The organism is Microbacterium sp. CCH5-D1, from assembly GCF_001557335.1.
Classification (GTDB): domain Bacteria; phylum Actinomycetota; class Actinomycetes; order Actinomycetales; family Microbacteriaceae; genus Microbacterium; species Microbacterium oxydans.
Genome location: NZ_LSJW01000227.1, coordinates 12,712 through 28,863, shown reverse-complemented (window position 1 = coordinate 28,863; position 16,152 = coordinate 12,712). Strand labels below are relative to the sequence as shown.

Here is a 16,152-nt window from a genome sequence, read left to right as displayed (position 1 = left end):
CCGGTAGACTGATCCTGCCCCGCCGGCCCCTTCCTTTGGAGCGCGCGTGACCACCGCCCCTGCACCTTCCCCCCAGCACGTCCCCGACTCCGTCGAGAACGCGATCGCGACCCCCGAGAAGGAGCAGCCGTACGGCGCCCTCGGACTCAAGGACGACGAGTACGCGCGCATCAAGGAGATCCTCGGCCGCCGACCCACCTCGGGCGAGCTGGCGATGTACTCGGTGATGTGGTCGGAGCACTGCTCCTACAAGTCGAGCAAGAACTACCTGCGCCGCTTCGGCCAGAAGGTCTCCGATGAGATGAAGGAACGCCTCATGGTGGGCATGGGCCAGAACGCGGGCGTCGTCGACGTCGGCGAGGGCTGGGCCGTCACCTTCAAGGCCGAGTCCCACAACCACCCCTCCTTCATCGAGCCGTTCCAGGGCGCGGCCACCGGCGTCGGCGGCATCGTCCGCGACATCATCTCGATGGGCGCGCGTCCTGTCGCGGTCATGGATGCGCTGCGCTTCGGTGCGATCGACCACCCCGACACCGCCCGCGTCGTGCACGGCGTGACCAGCGGCATCAGCTTCTACGGCAACTGCCTGGGCCTTCCGAACATCGGTGGCGAGACCGTCTTCGACAGCGTCTACCAGGCCAACCCGCTCGTCAACGCGCTCGCGGTGGGCGTGCTGCGCCACGAAGACCTCAAGCTCGCGAACGCCACCGGTGTCGGCAACAAGGTGGTCCTGTTCGGTGCCCGCACGGGTGGCGACGGCATCGGCGGCGCGAGCATCCTGGCCTCCGACACGTTCGCCGACGGTGGCCCCACCAAGCGCCCCGCGGTGCAGGTGGGCGACCCCTTCGCCGAGAAGGTGCTCATCGAGTGCTGCCTGGAGCTGTACCGCGGCGAGCTCGTCGAGGCGATCCAGGACCTGGGCGCAGCCGGCATCTCGTGCGCGACCAGCGAGCTCGCGGCCAACGGCAACAGCGGCATGAAGGTGTCTCTCGACAACGTGCTGCTGCGCGACCCCACGCTCACGGCAGAGGAGATCCTCATGTCGGAGTCGCAGGAGCGCATGATGGCGATCGTGGCCCCCGAGAAGCTCGACGCCTTCCTGGCCGTCGTGAACAAGTGGGAGGTCGAGACCTCCGTGCTCGGCGAGGTCACCGGCGACGGACGCCTCATCATCGACTGGCAGGGCGAGCGCATCGTCGACGTCGACCCCTCGACCGTCGCGGTCGACGGCCCTGTCTACGACCGTCCGGTCGCGTACCCGACGTGGATCGACGCGCTCCAGGCAGATGCCGCAGAGAAGCTTCCGCGCGCGAACGACCCCGAGACGCTGCGCGAGCAGTTCCTCGCCCTCGTCGCCTCCCCGAACCTGGCCGACACGAGCTGGATCACGAACCAGTACGACTACTACGTGCTCGGCAACACAGCCCTGAGCTTCCCCGACGACGCCGGCATGATCCGCGTGGACGAGGAGTCCGGCCTCGGCTTCTCCGTCGCGACCGACGCCAACGGCCGCTACTGCCAGCTCGACCCGTACGCCGGCGCGCAGCTGGCCCTCGCCGAGGCGTACCGCAACGTCGCCGTGACCGGTGCCGTGCCGACCGCCATCACCGACTGCCTCAACTTCGGCTCTCCCGAGAACCCCGAGGTCATGTGGCAGTTCGGCCAGACCGTCGACGGCCTCGCAGACGGCTGCTACGAACTGGGCACCCCGGTCACCGGCGGCAACGTCTCGTTCTACAACCAGACCGGCGACGTGCCGATCCACCCGACCCCGCTCGTCGGCGTGCTCGGCATCATCGACGACGTCTCCCGCCGCATCCCGTCCGGCTGGCAGGACGAGGGGCAGAACATCTACCTGCTCGGCACCACCTCGACCGAGCTCTCGGGTTCGGCTTGGGCAGATGTCGTGCACCAGCACCTCGGCGGCCTGCCCCCGAAGGTCGACCTCGCCGGGGAGAAGCGCCTCGCCGGCCTGCTCGCCGCGGCCCGCGATGAGTGGCTCATCTCGTCGGCGCACGACCTCTCCGAGGGTGGCCTCGCGCAGGCCCTGGCCGAGGGTGTGATGCGCTTCGGTGTCGGCGCCCGCGTCTGGCTCAACGAGATCATCGAGCGTGACGGCGTGGATGCCGCGACGGCCCTGTTCTCCGAGTCGACCGGCCGCGTGATCGTGACCGTTCCCCGCGAGGACGACGTGAAGTTCCGCGGACTCTGCGAGGGACGCGACTACCCGGTGATGCGCATCGGCGTGACCGACAGCGAGGGCGCGAAGCTCGAGGTGCAGGACGTCTTCACCGTGACGGCCGCCGAACTGCGCGAGCGCTCGCAGGCCACACTGCCGTCGTACTTCGGCCCGACCGTCACCGAGGCGGTCAGCGCATGAGCAACGACGGTCTCAGCGAGGACTACGGCGACCTCGGCGAGAAGCGCAATCGGCGCATGCGCATCGTCGCGTGGACCGTCATCATCGCGCTGATCCTCGGCGGTGGCGGCGCGACGGTGCTGACGCTGCTCCTCGGCTGAGTCGAGATCTGGGCCGTTGCCGGCAGGCGGGCTTGCGTGACGAACGGCCGTCGCCCGCCGTCCAAGCGTGCAGGGAAACGTGGACACGATTCGATCGCGGTCACATGCCGAGCGATGGCAGGGCCACGACGTTCACTCCGTCCGCACGCCGATACGACGGACCGGTGCCGGTGATGACCGTGAGTGCCGGCGAATCGGCTCGGGTTCCGTCGACATTCGCCGCGAACTCCATCAGCGACGCTGCGGCCGCATCCACCGTCTCTGCTGCGGCGCCGAGCTTCACTTCGAATCCGGCCCAGTGCCCGTCCGGCAGCTGAATGATGGCATCCACTTCACGGCCTGCCGAGTCGCGGGCATGGTAGATCTCTCCTCCGAGAGGTTGCGCCATGACGCGAAGATCATGCACCACCTGGGACTCGAAGAGTTGTCCCGTGAAGCCGAGGTCTCGGCGCAACGCGGCGGCGTCAGCACCGAGGAGGGCAACCGCGACGGACGGATCACAGAAGTGCCGCTTCGGCTCCTTGCGGAGGGTTGCGGACGATCGGAGATGAGCTGACCACGCAGGTTGGTCTTCAATGATGAAGATCCGGCTCAGCGCATCCATGTATTCGCGGACCGCATCGCGCGACAACGTCGCCTCATCACGCGCAAGGGTGGAGATCGACACCTCTGTCCCCGTGGACCGAGCCAGCGCCTGCATGAGCCTGCGGACCCTCAATGGATCTCTCGCGCGCCCGGCGGAGTCGACGTCGACGTCGATCACCGTATCAACATAGTCGCGGTTGCCAGCCAGGGCGTCCTTGACCGGCAAGCCGACTGCTGCCGGCCACCCCCCGACCGCCATGCGGGTCAGAAGACCGTCGAAGTCTAGGGGTGCCGCACCATGTCGTGGGGCCTCTCCGGCAAGAAGGCGACGAAGGGACACAGCAGCGTGGCCGTCGGCGCTTTCCGCGAGTGTCATCGTCCTCATTCGCAATCGAGCGAACCGGCCGGCCCCTGAATGCCGTCGTGCGTCCGACGCCGGGGCGGTCGAGCCGGTCAGGATGAACTGGCCCCGTCGCGATCTCTCGTCGACTTCTCTTCGCACGGCGTCCCAGAGCCTCGGTTGCAACTGCCATTCGTCCAAGAGACGAGGAGCTTCTCCTTCGAGAACCAGCGAAGGATCAACCGCCATCTGCGCAGCGACTGCGGGGTCTGTATCGATATGCACCGCGCTGTTCGCCCGGCGCTTCGCCGTTGCGGTCTTTCCACTCGCTTTCGGACCTTCGATGAGAACAGCACCCGCGCGCGACAGCGCGGCATCGAGCTCGTCGTCGACGATGCGAGGAAGGTAGTGGCTGGCCAAAGCGAGCTCCAGTCGTCAAATCGATAGATTCGGAGTCGTCAGATTGAGAGGATATCAGTCGTCAATTTAGGAGACAACTGGTCGTCAGTTTGAGAGTCGGTGTTCTGCCAGATCGGAAGACAACACAACCATTCAGCCCACGGACATCGCCCGCGACGAGTTCGTTGAGGCGGCGCACATCCATGCCAACCTCGCGCTCAGCGCGTGAAGAGGTACCGCGCCAGGTCGATGATCCCGTCGGGTCCGTCGCTCTCACGCCCGAGCGAGTCCACGATGATCGCGCCCAGGATGGCGCGCCCGATCTGCGCGACCGGGGCATCCTCCGGCAGCTGGCCGTCGCGGATCCCCCCTCGCAGCCGTTCGGACAGATGCTGCTCCACCCCGAGACTGCTCCCGAGATGCGCGCCGACCGCCGCGTCTTCGGCAGCAGCGGCGACGAGCGACTGCAGCAGCGCCTGACCCTGGGCGGAGGCGAGGATCGAGAACACCGAGTGCAGCCAAGTCTCGACGTCGGCGAACAGATCACCCGTGTCGGGCACGACGAAGTCGACGGGGATGAGCCGCCCGTCCACGAGACAGTCGGCGATCAGGGCCCCGCGGGACGACCACCAGCGGTAGATGGTCTGCTTGCCCACCCCGGCTTCCTTGGCGATGCCCTCGATCGTGAGCCGGTCATAGCCCTGCGCATGGAACAACCGAGAGGTCGCATCGAGGATCGCCTCGCGTGCCGCCGTGCTGCGCACGGGGCCGCTTCGATGCTCGTTCGCCATGCGTTCAGGATAGCCACAGATCGCTAGACGAGACGTGCCGTATGATCTTCGAGTCTGAAGGAGACCACTGTGGCATCACTGCTCTACCGTCTGGGTTCGTTCGCTGCGCGCAAGGCGTGGACGGTGATCGTGTCGTGGGTGCTGATCCTCGGCCTCGGCATCGGTGCCTTCCTCACTTTGGGCGGCACGCTGAGCAACAGCTTCGACATCCCCGGCACTGCATCCGGCGCCGTGACCGATGAGCTCGCCGACGAGCTTCCGGACACCGCCGGCGGCACCGGCACGGTCGTCTACAGCACGAAGGACGGGTCGCCGTTCACCGACGAGCAGAAGCAGGCGATCTCCGACCTCGCCGTCAGCGCCGAAGACCTCGACGGCGTCGCGCGCGTGATCGATCCGTTCGACGCGCAGAAGCAGCAGGAAGAGCAGGCGCAGAAGCTCGCCGACGGCCAGACGCAGGTCGCCGACGGTCGCACGCAGCTGGATGCCGCCCAGACGCAGCTCGACGACGGCCGTGCGCAGCTCGAAGCCGGACTCACGCAGCTCACGGCCGCGCGCACGCAGGCGGAGCAGGCCGGTGCCGGATCCGCACAGCTCGCCGCCCTCGATGCCCAGATCGCTGCCGTGAACGCGCAGCTGGCTCAGGTCGCGGCCCAGAACGCACAGCTCGACCAGTCCCGCATCACCCTCGACGACAACGCCGACCAGGTGCAGCTGGGCTCGACCCTGCTCGACCTGGCCGACGGCATCGGCGTGGTCTCCGACGACGGCTCGACCGCCATCGTCAACATCTCGTTCGTCGACCCGCGCCTCGAGCTCTCCGAAGAGGTGAAGCAGGGCGCGATCGACCACTTCGAGTCCTCACCCATCGACGGCGTCGAGGTCGACTTCGGCACCGACATCGCGCAGGGCGTGCCGGAGATCTTCGGTGTCGGCGAGGCGGTCGGCCTCGCGTTCGCCGCGATCGTCCTCATCGTGATGCTCGGCTCCCTCATCGCCGCCGCCCTCCCGATCGTCACCGCCATCGTCGGCGTCGGCGTCGGCGTCACGGCCTCCCTCGCCTTCTCGGGCATCGTGAACATGGCGTCGGTCACTCCCGTGCTGGGTGTCATGCTCGGTCTCGCGGTCGGCATCGACTACTCGCTGTTCATCGTCAACCGGCACCGCAAGCAACTGCTCGCCGGAGTTCCGGTGCGGGAATCCATCGGCCTCGCGACCGGCACTTCCGGCACGGCCGTGGTGTTCGCCGGCACGACCGTGATCGTCGCCCTCCTCGCCCTCAACGTGACCGGTGTGCCCTTCCTCGGCCTCATGGGCACGGTCGGCGCGGTGTGCGTCGCCGTGGCGGTGCTCGTCGCCATCACCCTCGCGCCCGCCATCCTCGGCCTCGTCGGCACACGCCTGCTCAGCCGTCGCGCGCGCACCACGATCGGCGAGGAGCACGCCGCGGGCAAGCCGGTGAAGCGCATGTCGACCCTCCGCGCCGTCGTCACCGCGCTCGTGAGCGTCGTCGCCCTCCTGATCATCGCGATCCCCGCCATGTCGATGCGACTCGGACTGCCCGACGGATCGAGCGAACCGAGCGACTCGACCAGCTACCGCGCCTTCCAGACCGTCGACGAGCAGTTCGGCGAGGGCGCGAACGGCCCGCTGCTCGTGACCGCGACCCTCGACGAAGCGGTCAGCGACGACGACCTGCTCTCCACGCAGGTGACGATCGCGCAGGCCATCGCCGACCAGGACGACGTGGCTGCGGTCGCCCCGATCGCCACCTCCGACGACAACACGCTGCTCGCGTTCCAGGTCGTGCCGGAGGAAGGCCCGAACAGCGCGTCGACCGAGAGGCTCGTGCAGGACCTCCGCTCCATGCCTCCCGTCGCGGAGGGGATCACTCTCGGCGTCGCGGGTCAGGCCGCGATCAACATCGACATCTCCGAAGCGTTGGCCGGAGTGCTGCCGCTGTACCTCTTGGTCGTGGTCGGCCTGTCGCTGCTCATCATGATCGTGGTGTTCCGGTCGCTGCTCGTGCCGATCTTCGCGACAGGTGGCTTCGTGCTGTCGCTGTTCGCGACCTACGGGCTGATCGTGGCGGTGTTCCAGTTCGGCTGGGGTGCCGAGATCATCGGGTTGCACAGCACAGGCCCCATCCTGAGCTTCCTGCCCGTGATCCTCGTCGGCATCCTGTTCGGGCTCGCGATGGACTACCAGCTGTTCCTCGCCTCCGGCATGAGGGAGGCGTTCGTGCACGGCGCCTCCGCTCGCGATGCCGTCGCCCAGGGCTTCCGCGCCGGACGCTCGGTCGTGATCGCCGCGGCCCTCATCATGGTGTCGGTCTTCGGCGGGTTCATCTTCTCGGAGTCGACGATCATCCGCTCGATCGGATTCGGGCTCGCGTTCGGCGTGCTGCTCGACGCGTTCGTGGTGCGGATGCTGCTGATGCCCGCGCTCATGCACCTGCTCGGACGCTCGGCCTGGTGGCTGCCGCGCTGGCTCGACCGCATCCTGCCCAACGTCGACATGGAGGGCGCAGCCCTCGAACGCGACCACCCCGGAATGAAGTCCGTGGCCGTGCCGACGACGACCGACTCGGTGCCGACGACCCGTACCTCCGACTGACGACGACCCCGGGATCGGGTGTCGGTGAAGGTGCCTAGAGTGGGCAGATGACCGCCGATGCCCGCGAACGCCTGCTCGCACTGCGCGTGCAGGCCGAAGCCCGCGTGCACGCGACCGCGGCGATGCTCGACGAGCTCACCCACGACCGCGCGGGCTCGAACGACGATGACGAGCACGACCCCGAGGGCGTGACCCTGTCGTCGGAGTGGTCCCGGCTGACAGGTCTCGCCGACGCCGCGGCATCCGAGCTGCAGCAGGTCGATGACGCGCTCGCCCGAGTGGAAGCCGGCACCTACGGCATCTGCGCGAACTGCGGCCGCCCGATCCCCGCCGGACGCCTGGAGGCACGGCCGTTCGCCGAGTACTGCGTCGTCTGCGCCGAGAAGCTCGGCAGATAGCCCTGACGGTGGCGACGGGCACGAGTAGCATTCCCCCATGCCCATCACGCTCGAGAACGTCGGCATCGCGGTGCGCGACCTGGAAGCCACCATCTCGTTCTTCACCGACCTCGGCCTCACCGTGCTCGGTCGAGACGAGGTCAGCGGAGAGTGGGCGTCGACCGCGGTCGGCCTCGACGGCAACCACGCGAAGATCGCCGTGCTGCAGACTCCCGATGGGCACGGCCAGATCGAGCTGTTCGAGTACATCCATCCGGACGCGATCGAGACCGAGCCCACCCTGCCCAACGAGATCGGCATGCACCGCATCGCGTTCTCCGTCGACGACATCGACGAGTCGCTGGCGATCGCGGCCCGACACGGTTACCACCCGTTGCGCGGGGTCGCGAACTACCAGGACGTGTACAAGCTCACGTATCTGCGCGGCCCGAGCGGCATCCTGCTGATGTTCGCGCAGGACCTCACGAAGAGCTGACCATCCCGCGCCAGATCACCTCGATCGCCGCACGCAGCCGTGCCACGACGGCGGGGTCGCTGATCCTGTCACCGCGCACGACGAGCTGGTAGTAAGCGACACCCGCGACGGCGTCGAAGCACGCCTCGACGTCGAGGTCGGCCCGCAGCTCGCCCCGCGCGATCCCGATGCGGAGCGCATTCTGCAGGGGAACCCGTCGCCGGGACACGTGCGACTCCCAGTACGTCTTCTGCAGGGCGCGATCTGCCATGACGAGGCGGATGCGCTGCCGGAACCGCTCCTCGGAGTAACCGGGCGCCGAGGGTGCGACGCCGTCCGCGCCGAGTCCGAGCCCTGCGAGCAGCACCTCGTGAAGGTCGGCATCCGCGGGATAGTCCGGTGGCACCTCGCGCCCGACGTCGAGCGCGGCGGCGATCAGCAGCGTCAGCGACGGCCAGCGCCGATACAGAGCCGCGCGGCTCACTCCGCTGCACGCGACGACGCGCGACACCGTGACCTCCTCGCCAGCATCGATGATCCCCAGCGTCGCATCGACGATCAGTCCGTCGATCTCCTCATCGCGCGGACGCCCGGGGCGGCGGCGAACCGCGGCCCCGGCATCCGTCATCGGCATCGTCACGCGGCCAGCGCCCGCTCGCGCAGTCGGGCGATCGTGGCGTTCGAGAGCCCCGCAGCGCGCAACGGCGTCAGCGGGTCCCCGTGCTCCGCGCGGAGCGTGTCGAGAAGGCTGCGCATGGACACATCCATCGAGCCCTCCAGAAGCGACGAGCCGTTCTCCAGAGCGGCGGCGTCGAAGCCCAGAGCTCTCCACATCGCTCCCATGACCGGAGCCGTGCGCGCCATGACCGCGACCATGTTGTCGCCGGTGCGGGCGTAGTCGGTGACGATGTCGTCGTCGGTGGCCCCCAATGCGAGCAACAGCATGGCGGCGAGCACACCGGTGCGGTCGCGACCGGCGGCGCAGTGGAAGGCCGCCGTGCCGGGAGTGTGCGCGATCACGTTGAGTGCGATGACGAGCTGCGGCGCCGCGCCCTCGACCATGCGCCGGTACATCAGGCCCATGGCCTCGTGGCTCAGCTCCGGGGCCTTGTCTCCCATCGATGCCCCCACATCCGCGATGAGCGGCAGGTGATGGTAGCCGACCGGGTGCGCGCCGAGAGGCCCACGTCCCGTGACCGAGACCTCGAGCGGCGAGCGCAGATCGATGATGGCACTGAGTCCACCCGCGACGAGTTCATCGGCCACCTCCGAGGTCACATAGGCCAGGTCGTCCGTGCGGATGGCGAGGCCTTCACGCAGCACACCGCCATCGATCATGATGCCGCCGAGGTCGCGCAGGTTTACCGGCGCGCTGAGGACGAGTCCGGTATCGATGATGCTCATGTGATTCTCCTTCGGATGAGGGCGCTGCCCTGGTCGATCACCGTGACGAGCACGATGATGCAGATGATGATGGCGCTGAGGTGGCCGTAGTCGTACATGCGCATCGCGGTGGTCAGCTCGAGGCCGATGCCGCCGGCGCCGACGAGACCGAGGATGGTCGCGCCGCGCACGTTGCCCTCGAACAGCAGCAGCGTGTACGAGGTCAGCAGCGGTGCGGCCTGCGGGAGGATCCCGTACTGGATGATCTGCCGCTTCGAGGCGCCGACCGCCTCCATCGCGACGACGGGCCCTCGGTCGACCTGCTCCATCGCCTCGGCGAAGATCTTGCCGATCGAGCCGATGGAGCCGAGCGTCATGGCCAGGATGCCGGCGAACGGGCCGAGCCCGACAGCCGAGACGAACATGAGCGCGAACACCAGGTCGGGCACGGAGCGGATGATGTTCATGACCCAGCGCGTCGGGTAGTACAGCCACTTCGGCGCGAGGGTGGAGGTGGCTCCGAAGGCGACGATCAGGGAGAGGACGGCGCCGAGGACCGTACCGACGACGGCCATCTGAAACGTCTCCAGCAGCAGTGCCAGGATGGTGCCGATCTTCGAGAAGTCGGGCGGGAACAGGCGCGACAGGAACTCAACCATGTTGATCGCGCCCTCGCCGAGCTTCACGAAGTTGAACTGGGCGCCGTTGAACGACCAGATCAGCACCAGAACCGCGACCGGCAGTCCGATCAGGAAGCGGGCACGCGGCACGCGGAAGGCGCTCTCGAGCCGGGCGCGCTCCGCGGGGTCGAGAGTCGGGCGGGTGGCCCTGTCTGCGCGCGGCTCAGTGGTCGTCGTCATCACCGTGCTCCTCGTCGTCGTAGAGGTTTTCCAGCGCGGCGGCATCCAACTGCGAGGTCACGCCGGAGACGAGCATCTCGCCGTGGCGAAGCCCGACGATGCGGTCGCTGTGCGCGAGAGCGAGCGACAGCACATGCAGGCTCACCAGCACAGGGATGCCGTCCTGCGTGGCGATCTCGCGCAACAGGCCGAGCACGGATCCCGCGAGCTTCGGATCGAGTGATGCGACCGGCTCGTCGGCCAGGATCACCTTCGGCTGCTGCATGAGCGCCCGCGCGATCGCCACACGCTGCTGCTGTCCCCCCGAGAGGGAGCGTGCGGGAGCGGATGCCTTGTGCGCGATCCCGACCCGATCGAGCAGTTCGAGCGCCCGACGGCGGTGCGCGTTCGAGAAGCCTCCCGCGATGTTGATCGGCCCGGCGCCGTGCAGGGCGCCGGTGAGCACATTGGTCATGACGCTGAGGCGTGGGATCAGGTTGAACTGCTGGAACACCTGTCCGACCCCGGAGCGGAGGGTTCGCAGCTCGCCGCGGCCGAGGTTCGTGACGTCGTGCCCGGCCACGCGGACCGTTCCTGAGCTGATCGGCGCGAACCCGGTCAGGCTGCGCATCAGCGTGGATTTCCCCGAGCCCGAGGCTCCGAGCAGGGCGACCATCTCGCCGAGGAAGAGGTCGAGGTCGACCCCGTCGAGCACCGTGTTCTCCCCGTACGCGACCTGCAGTCCGCGGACCGTGACGAGGGGAAGCGCCTGGCGGAGCTCGGCCGTGGGGGTGCGCACTGCACCCTCGGCGGGGCCGAAACCCAGAGCATCGGTTGCCGCTCCGGCGTGTCGGTCTGCGACGCGCCCTGACGACGACGAATCATCTCCGTTTCGGCCGGGTGCGGAAACAGCGGCCGCCGGCGCGAGACGCAGAGCGGGAAGAGTCACTTGAGGTCCTCGAGCTTGACCCCGGCCACGGCCGCGATCTCGGCGAAGGACTGGAAGTCGGCGCTCTTCGGGTCGACCGTCTGCGGGGCCGCTGCGAACGCACCGTAAGCGCCGAGACGCTCAGCGTTCGCGGGCGAGAACACCTCGGCGATGCCGTCCTGGATCACCTTGCGGGTCTCGGCGTCCAGCGACTGACGGCCGAGGACCGCGCCCTGGATGTCCATCGCGGGGCTCTCCCCCACCGCGCGCCACTCTCCATCCGCAAAGGGGAACATCGGGGCGCCGAGCTCCGTGAGCATGACGGCCGTGCAGGCTGCGTCCACCTGTCCCTGCTGCAGCGCGGCGAAGCTGCCCTCGTGTCCACCGGCGAAGATGGCCTCGTAGTCGGTCCCCTGCTCGAGACCGGCCTCGTGCAGCATGTACACGGGCATGAAGTACCCGGAGCTGGAGGCCTGATCGGCGAACGCGACCGTCTTGCCCTCGAGGTCCTCGACCTTCTGGATGGGCGATTCGTCGAGCACGACGCAGGTCGAGACCGGCTTGCCGTCGCCCTGGAAGGCGACCAGCGCATCCACCTCGCCGGTGTTGACGGCGAGGGCCGACGGGAAGCCGCTCATGATGCCGATGTCGACGTGGTCGGCACGGATGGCCTCGACGACACTGAGGTAGTCGGGCACATCAGTGATCTCGACGTCGCGGCCCGTCGCCTTCTCCAGCAGGTCGGCGAACACCTCGATCGGGTTCTCGGCGGTGGGGTCGTCGCCGACGGGGATCGTGGCGATCGTGAGAGGAGCGTCCGGATCGGCCGGAGCAGCCTCAGCGGTCGGGCTCTGGCAAGCGGTGAGAGAGAGGGCGGCCACGCCCAGGAGGCCGACGACGGGCAGGGTGAAGCGGCGCATGATGACCTTTCGGGAGGAGACGTCTCGGCATTCCGAGAACATCGGTATTCCAACCCCTGAAGGTGACGCGCAATTACGAGACTGCCGTACTCCGAATGGAACGCTGCGTGAACGGACGGTATCGACGCTGCGGGCGGATCGGGCCAGCTGTGTCCCCGGAGGTTCCTGCCTTGCCGCCGCAACAGCACGGGCGGCAAGAGCCCGCCGAGAAGTAGGCTGAACGCATCATGGACGAGTTCATCCAGGGCTTCTGGACCTTCGCGCAGCACTACTGGTGGCTCATCTTCCCGATCATGGGAATGGCCGGTGGGATCGCGAAGACGTGGGAGCGCAGCTCCAAGCGACGACACGAGCGCCGCCTGGAGACCCTTCGCATGAAGGCGCAGCTGAAGACCGCCGAGATCGAGGCGCGCGCGCTCACCCAGCAGGTCAAGCGCCGCGGACCCTCTGTCGTCGACACCACAGCGTCCGTGGCACCGAGCGATCTGGTCGCGCGCCTGTTCGCCGAGCATGACGAGATCACGGCACGCTGGCTCGACTACGAGCTCGACGTCGCCAAGCTGATCGCCTTCCCCGCCATGAGCGATGGGCGCCAGCCGCTGACCGCCGCGTTCCTGCGCGCCAAGAAGACGGCCGATGCCCTGCGCCCCGCCTCCGCCGACGCCAGGGTGTCGGAACAGCAGGTCACCGAGTACCTCCAGGCCGTCGGCGACTACGCGGTCGCTTTCGAGATCGCCGAAAAGGATGCCAGACGCCTGCGCGATTCGACCTTCACCGAGCCGGAGCGCAAGCGTCTCGAACGCGCACAGCAGCTGCTGAAGGTCGCGGTCGACGAATCCGCCACGCAGGCCGAGCGCAACGTCGCCTACAAGCGCGTGCGCGAGGAGCTCGACGGCCTCATCCTGCTCTCCGACGACGCGGTCACCGTGCTGGAGAAGCAGGTGGCGAAGGAGCTTCCCGCGCAGGCGAGCGCTGCCACCGCGACCCCGCCCGCCGCACCCGCAGCCGAGCAGGCGGCGGAGCGCGTGCCGGAGCCTATGCCTGTCGCCGACCCGCTGCACCGCACAGCCCCGCGGACACTCCCGCGCGACGACGCATGACTCCGGAGAACGTCACCGGCCCGATGGCGCACCACGCCGAGGCGCCCGTCTGGTGGTCGGGCTGGGGCGGATTGCGCTGGGTCGACGGGGACGCCGGCGATCTTCTGTCGCTGCGACCGGATGGCGTGTCCCGCCAGCACATCGACGACGAGTACCTGGCCTTCGCCCGCCCGCGCTCCGGTGGAGGTCTGTTGGCGGTCGGCGCCCGCACGCTTTACCTCGCGGATGACGTCGACGGACAGATCCGGGCTGTCGCCCCGCTGGGCGACGACCCCGGTGTGCGCATGAACGACGGATGCTGCGACCCTCGGGGACGCCTGCTCGCGGGGTCGATGGCCTACGACGCGGCGCCCGATGCCGGAGCCGTGCTGCGTGTCGACGCCGACCTGACGACGAGCACCGTTCTTCCGCGGGCGACGATCTCGAACGGCATCGGCTTCTCGCCGGACGGCCGACGCGCCTACTACGTCGACACCGCGACGCACCGCATCGACGTGTTCGACGTCAGCGAGGGCGAGCTGCGGGGCCGTCGCGCCTTCGTCGCGATCCCCGAGGAGCAGGGTTCCCCCGACGGATTGTGCATCGCCGCTGACGGCAGTATCTGGGTGGCCCTGTGGGGCGGCAGCGCAGTGCACGGCTACGACGCCGCAGGGCAGCGCATCGCGACGATCGAGCTCCCGGTGCCCCAGGTCAGCGCCTGCACCTTCGGCGACGACGACCTCGGCACGCTGTACATCACGACCTCGGCGCAGGGCCTCGAACCCGGCCACGGCACCGAGGCGGGCTCGCTCTTCGCCGTGCGACCCGGTGTGCGGGGCCTTCCTGTCATCCCCTTCGCGGGCTGACGCACCCGACGACCTCTACCCGGAGCACGGTGCACTCAGCGAAAGGAACCGTGCCCCGGGCACAGGCCGCCGGGGAGAGCCGAGTCAGCCCAGGTGCACCCGCTCGGTGCGCTGGCGCTGACGTCCGAGACCCTCGATCTCGATCGTCATCTCATCGCCGTCCTGCAGATAGGGGAACCGGCCGGAGAGCGCGACACCCTGCGGGGTACCGGTGTTGATCACGTCGCCGGGCTCGAGCACCAGATACTGACTCAGCTCGTGCACGATCTGCAGCACGGAGAAGATCATGTCCGCGGTCGACGAGTCCTGCCGCGGCTCGCCGTTCACGAACGACCGCAGTCGCAGCGCCTGAGGGTCGACCTCGTCGGCGGGGACGAGTGCGGGCCCGAGCGGGTTGAACGTCTCGGAGCACTTGCCCTTCGACCACTGCCCGCCCGAGACGTCGAGTTGATACGCGCGCTCCGAGACGTCGTTCGAGATCGTGTAGCCGGCGATGACCTCTCGCGCGGCATCAGGAGACGACAGGTAGCGGGCGGGCTTGCCGATCACGATCGCCAGCTCCACCTCCCAGTCGACCTTCTCGGCTCCGGGCGGCAGCAGCACGACATCGTCCGGTCCGACCACCGTGTTGGGGTGCTTGAAGAAGACGACCGGATGCTCGGGGGGCTCCGATCCGGATTCGGCAGCGTGAGCTGCGTAGTTCTGTCCGATGCAGATCACCGCTGTCGGACGAGCGACAGGGGCGCCGATACGCAGCCCGTCGACGTCGGCGGCGACCAGTTCACCCCGGCCGAGCGCGGAGCGCACGCGGCCGATGCCGTCGGCGGCGAGGAAGTCGCCGTCGATCTCGGCGGTGAGGGGGGACAGGTCGTACACGACGCCCTCCTCTCGCACGTAGGGACGTTCGCGGCCGACGGGGCCGAGTCGCAGGAGCTCCATGAGGCCTTCCAGGTCAGCGCGCGGTGGCGAAGGACGGGTTGACGATCGGCACGGACTCGCCGGCCAGGTAGCGGATGACGTTCTCGGCCGCGTGCACCGGCAGGTCGACCAGCGCCTCGGGCGAGTACCAGGCGGCGTGCGGTGTGAGCAGCACCTGATCGAGGTCACGCAGCGGCGAGTCGGCGGCGAGCGGCTCTCCCGCGAACACGTCGAGGGCCGCGGCACCGATGTGTCCCGCCCGCAGCGAGGCGGCGAGCGCCTCCTCGTCGATGAGCGGACCGCGACAGGTGTTCACCACGACCGCTCCCGGCTTCATGGTCGCGAGGGCGGCCGCGTCGATCAGGTGCCGGGTGTCGTCGGTGAGCGGCACGTGCAGGGTCAGGATGTCGGCACGCGCGACGGCTTCCGCGATCTCCACGGGCTCGCAACCGTCTTCGCGCACGGCGTCGGCGGGGGCGAAGGGGTCGGCGACGAGGACGCGGAAGCCCAGCGCGCGACAACCGCGAGCGACCATCGAGCCGATGCGTCCGAAGCCGAGCACCGACACCGTGGTGGCCGAGGGGCGCACGGCGAGCGGTCGTGCGTCGACGGCCTTCCAGGTCCCGGCACGCACGGCGCGGTCGTAGGCCGAAAGGCCGCGGGCCTGGGACATGATCATCGCGATGGTGTGCGCTGCCACCTCTTCGATGCAGTAGCTCGGGGTGTTCGCGACGGCGATGCCACGAACGGTCGCAGCCTCGACATCGACCATGTCGTACCCGATGCCGACACGGCTGATGATGCGGAGGTTCGGCATCCGGTCCATCACATCACCCGTGATCTGCGCCCACTGCACGACCAGCCCTTCGGCGTCGGCACCGAGGGCGGCGATGTCGTCCGGGCTTCCGGATGCGGCGCGATCGGCGCGCAGTCCTGCCTGTCGGAGCGTGTCTTCGATGACGGTTCCCGGCAGGTCGCAGTCGCTGACGAGGATGAATGGCTCGGTCATGGATGCGATGCTATAGCATCTAGCAGACCTGCGCATCGCGATACCGATGTTCGGCCCTTTCGCTGGTCCGAAATCCTGGGCCGCCCGCTCGGGCGCCCGCGCGTTCA

At 68.5% G+C, this 16,152-nt stretch carries 16 protein-coding genes; 7 read left to right on the top strand and 9 right to left on the bottom strand.

What is annotated here, in order from left to right:
* Window positions 1-46 precede the first annotated feature (46 nt).
* Window positions 47-2,380 carry a phosphoribosylformylglycinamidine synthase subunit PurL gene (gene purL / locus AX744_RS13500; protein WP_046748164.1) on the top strand — a complete coding sequence of 778 codons (2,334 nt, stop codon included), beginning with the start codon at window positions 47-49 and terminating at the stop codon, window positions 2,378-2,380.
* On the top strand, window positions 2,377-2,520 hold the full coding sequence (locus AX744_RS20760; RefSeq protein WP_164734066.1) for a hypothetical protein: 144 nt from the start codon (window positions 2,377-2,379) through the stop codon (window positions 2,518-2,520). The genes purL and AX744_RS20760 overlap by 4 nt, the downstream gene beginning before the upstream one ends.
* Before the next feature lie 100 nt (window positions 2,521-2,620).
* Here the strand turns inward: AX744_RS20760 and AX744_RS13495 are convergent, their stop codons facing one another.
* Window positions 2,621-3,865 carry an ATP-binding protein gene (locus tag AX744_RS13495; RefSeq protein ID WP_082738528.1) on the bottom strand — a complete coding sequence of 415 codons (1,245 nt, stop codon included), beginning with the start codon at window positions 3,863-3,865 and terminating at the stop codon, window positions 2,621-2,623.
* 197 nt (window positions 3,866-4,062) lie between these two features.
* The gene (locus AX744_RS13490) at window positions 4,063-4,635 is read right to left on the bottom strand and encodes a TetR/AcrR family transcriptional regulator (protein WP_061017430.1); all 573 of its coding nucleotides are present in this window, start codon (window positions 4,633-4,635) and stop codon (window positions 4,063-4,065) included.
* Window positions 4,636-4,704: 69 nt separating this feature from the next.
* On the opposite strand from AX744_RS13490, the gene AX744_RS13485 reads away from it, so the two are divergent.
* The 3 genes from AX744_RS13485 to AX744_RS13475 are packed head-to-tail and all read left to right on the top strand — an operon-like array spanning window position 4,705 to window position 8,124.
* The gene (locus AX744_RS13485) at window positions 4,705-7,251 is read left to right on the top strand and encodes an MMPL family transporter (protein ID WP_061017429.1); all 2,547 of its coding nucleotides are present in this window, start codon (window positions 4,705-4,707) and stop codon (window positions 7,249-7,251) included.
* A 47-nt stretch (window positions 7,252-7,298) separates the two neighbouring features.
* A complete protein-coding gene (locus tag AX744_RS13480) occupies window positions 7,299-7,649 on the top strand; it encodes a TraR/DksA family transcriptional regulator (RefSeq protein ID WP_061017428.1) in 351 nt (116 codons plus the stop codon).
* A 37-nt stretch (window positions 7,650-7,686) separates the two neighbouring features.
* Entirely contained in the window at window positions 7,687-8,124 is a 438-nt protein-coding gene (locus AX744_RS13475; protein WP_061017427.1) for a VOC family protein, read from the top strand.
* Here the strand turns inward: AX744_RS13475 and AX744_RS13470 are convergent.
* From AX744_RS13470 to phnD, 5 genes are read right to left on the bottom strand one after another with little or no spacing between them, the layout of a single operon-like run.
* Window positions 8,111-8,731, bottom strand: a complete 621-nt coding sequence (locus AX744_RS13470; protein ID WP_227751235.1) for a TetR-like C-terminal domain-containing protein — start codon at window positions 8,729-8,731, stop codon at window positions 8,111-8,113. The genes AX744_RS13475 and AX744_RS13470 overlap by 14 nt on opposite strands.
* Window positions 8,732-8,739: 8 nt before the next feature.
* Complete coding sequence (locus AX744_RS13465; RefSeq protein ID WP_061017426.1) at window positions 8,740-9,507, bottom strand: tyrosine-protein phosphatase; 768 nt, start codon at window positions 9,505-9,507, stop codon at window positions 8,740-8,742.
* Window positions 9,504-10,346, bottom strand: a complete 843-nt coding sequence (gene phnE / locus AX744_RS13460) for a phosphonate ABC transporter, permease protein PhnE (RefSeq protein ID WP_061017425.1) — start codon at window positions 10,344-10,346, stop codon at window positions 9,504-9,506. Before phnE ends, AX744_RS13465 begins: the two co-directional genes overlap by 4 nt.
* Complete coding sequence (locus tag AX744_RS13455; protein ID WP_231728815.1) at window positions 10,330-11,274, bottom strand: phosphonate ABC transporter ATP-binding protein; 945 nt, start codon at window positions 11,272-11,274, stop codon at window positions 10,330-10,332. The genes phnE and AX744_RS13455 overlap by 17 nt, the downstream gene beginning before the upstream one ends.
* On the bottom strand, window positions 11,271-12,215 hold the full coding sequence (gene phnD / locus AX744_RS13450) for a phosphate/phosphite/phosphonate ABC transporter substrate-binding protein (protein ID WP_227751234.1): 945 nt from the start codon (window positions 12,213-12,215) through the stop codon (window positions 11,271-11,273). The genes AX744_RS13455 and phnD overlap by 4 nt, the downstream gene beginning before the upstream one ends.
* A gap of 185 nt (window positions 12,216-12,400) precedes the next feature.
* Here phnD and AX744_RS13445 point away from each other — a divergent pair, with 185 nt between their 5' ends.
* Together AX744_RS13445 and AX744_RS13440 are read left to right on the top strand one after the other, a co-directional pair.
* Window positions 12,401-13,273, top strand: coding sequence for a hypothetical protein (locus AX744_RS13445; protein ID WP_061017421.1), 873 nt, complete (start codon window positions 12,401-12,403; stop codon window positions 13,271-13,273).
* Entirely contained in the window at window positions 13,270-14,118 is an 849-nt protein-coding gene (locus tag AX744_RS13440) for an SMP-30/gluconolactonase/LRE family protein (RefSeq protein ID WP_061017418.1), read from the top strand. Before AX744_RS13445 ends, AX744_RS13440 begins: the two co-directional genes overlap by 4 nt.
* Before the next feature lie 84 nt (window positions 14,119-14,202).
* On the opposite strand, the gene AX744_RS13435 is transcribed toward AX744_RS13440, so the two are convergent.
* Both AX744_RS13435 and AX744_RS13430 read right to left on the bottom strand, forming a co-directional pair.
* Window positions 14,203-15,057: a fumarylacetoacetate hydrolase family protein gene (locus AX744_RS13435; protein WP_061017415.1), complete on the bottom strand. Its 855-nt coding sequence runs from the start codon at window positions 15,055-15,057 to the stop codon at window positions 14,203-14,205.
* Between the two features lie 13 nt (window positions 15,058-15,070).
* Window positions 15,071-16,045 (bottom strand): C-terminal binding protein, encoded by a 975-nt coding sequence (locus AX744_RS13430; RefSeq protein ID WP_061017413.1) that lies wholly within the window; start codon window positions 16,043-16,045, stop codon window positions 15,071-15,073.
* Window positions 16,046-16,152 lie beyond the last annotated feature (107 nt).

Bases quoted from the DNA above. Each gene is read 5' to 3' on its own strand.
- AX744_RS20760 (WP_164734066.1), top strand. From the start codon at position 2,377: ATGAGCAACGACGGTCTCAGCGAGGACTACGGCGACCTCGGCGAGAAG.
- AX744_RS13490 (WP_061017430.1), bottom strand. From the start codon at position 4,635: ATGGCGAACGAGCATCGAAGCGGCCCCGTGCGCAGCACGGCGGCACGC.
- AX744_RS13480 (WP_061017428.1), top strand. From the start codon at position 7,299: ATGACCGCCGATGCCCGCGAACGCCTGCTCGCACTGCGCGTGCAGGCC.
- AX744_RS13475 (WP_061017427.1), top strand. From the start codon at position 7,687: ATGCCCATCACGCTCGAGAACGTCGGCATCGCGGTGCGCGACCTGGAA.
- AX744_RS13470 (WP_227751235.1), bottom strand. From the start codon at position 8,731: ATGACGGATGCCGGGGCCGCGGTTCGCCGCCGCCCCGGGCGTCCGCGC.
- AX744_RS13465 (WP_061017426.1), bottom strand. From the start codon at position 9,507: ATGAGCATCATCGATACCGGACTCGTCCTCAGCGCGCCGGTAAACCTG.
- phnE (WP_061017425.1), bottom strand. From the start codon at position 10,346: ATGACGACGACCACTGAGCCGCGCGCAGACAGGGCCACCCGCCCGACT.
- phnD (WP_227751234.1), bottom strand. From the start codon at position 12,215: ATGTTCTCGGAATGCCGAGACGTCTCCTCCCGAAAGGTCATCATGCGC.
- AX744_RS13445 (WP_061017421.1), top strand. From the start codon at position 12,401: ATGGACGAGTTCATCCAGGGCTTCTGGACCTTCGCGCAGCACTACTGG.
- AX744_RS13440 (WP_061017418.1), top strand. From the start codon at position 13,270: ATGACTCCGGAGAACGTCACCGGCCCGATGGCGCACCACGCCGAGGCG.
- AX744_RS13435 (WP_061017415.1), bottom strand. From the start codon at position 15,057: ATGGAGCTCCTGCGACTCGGCCCCGTCGGCCGCGAACGTCCCTACGTG.
- AX744_RS13430 (WP_061017413.1), bottom strand. From the start codon at position 16,045: ATGACCGAGCCATTCATCCTCGTCAGCGACTGCGACCTGCCGGGAACC.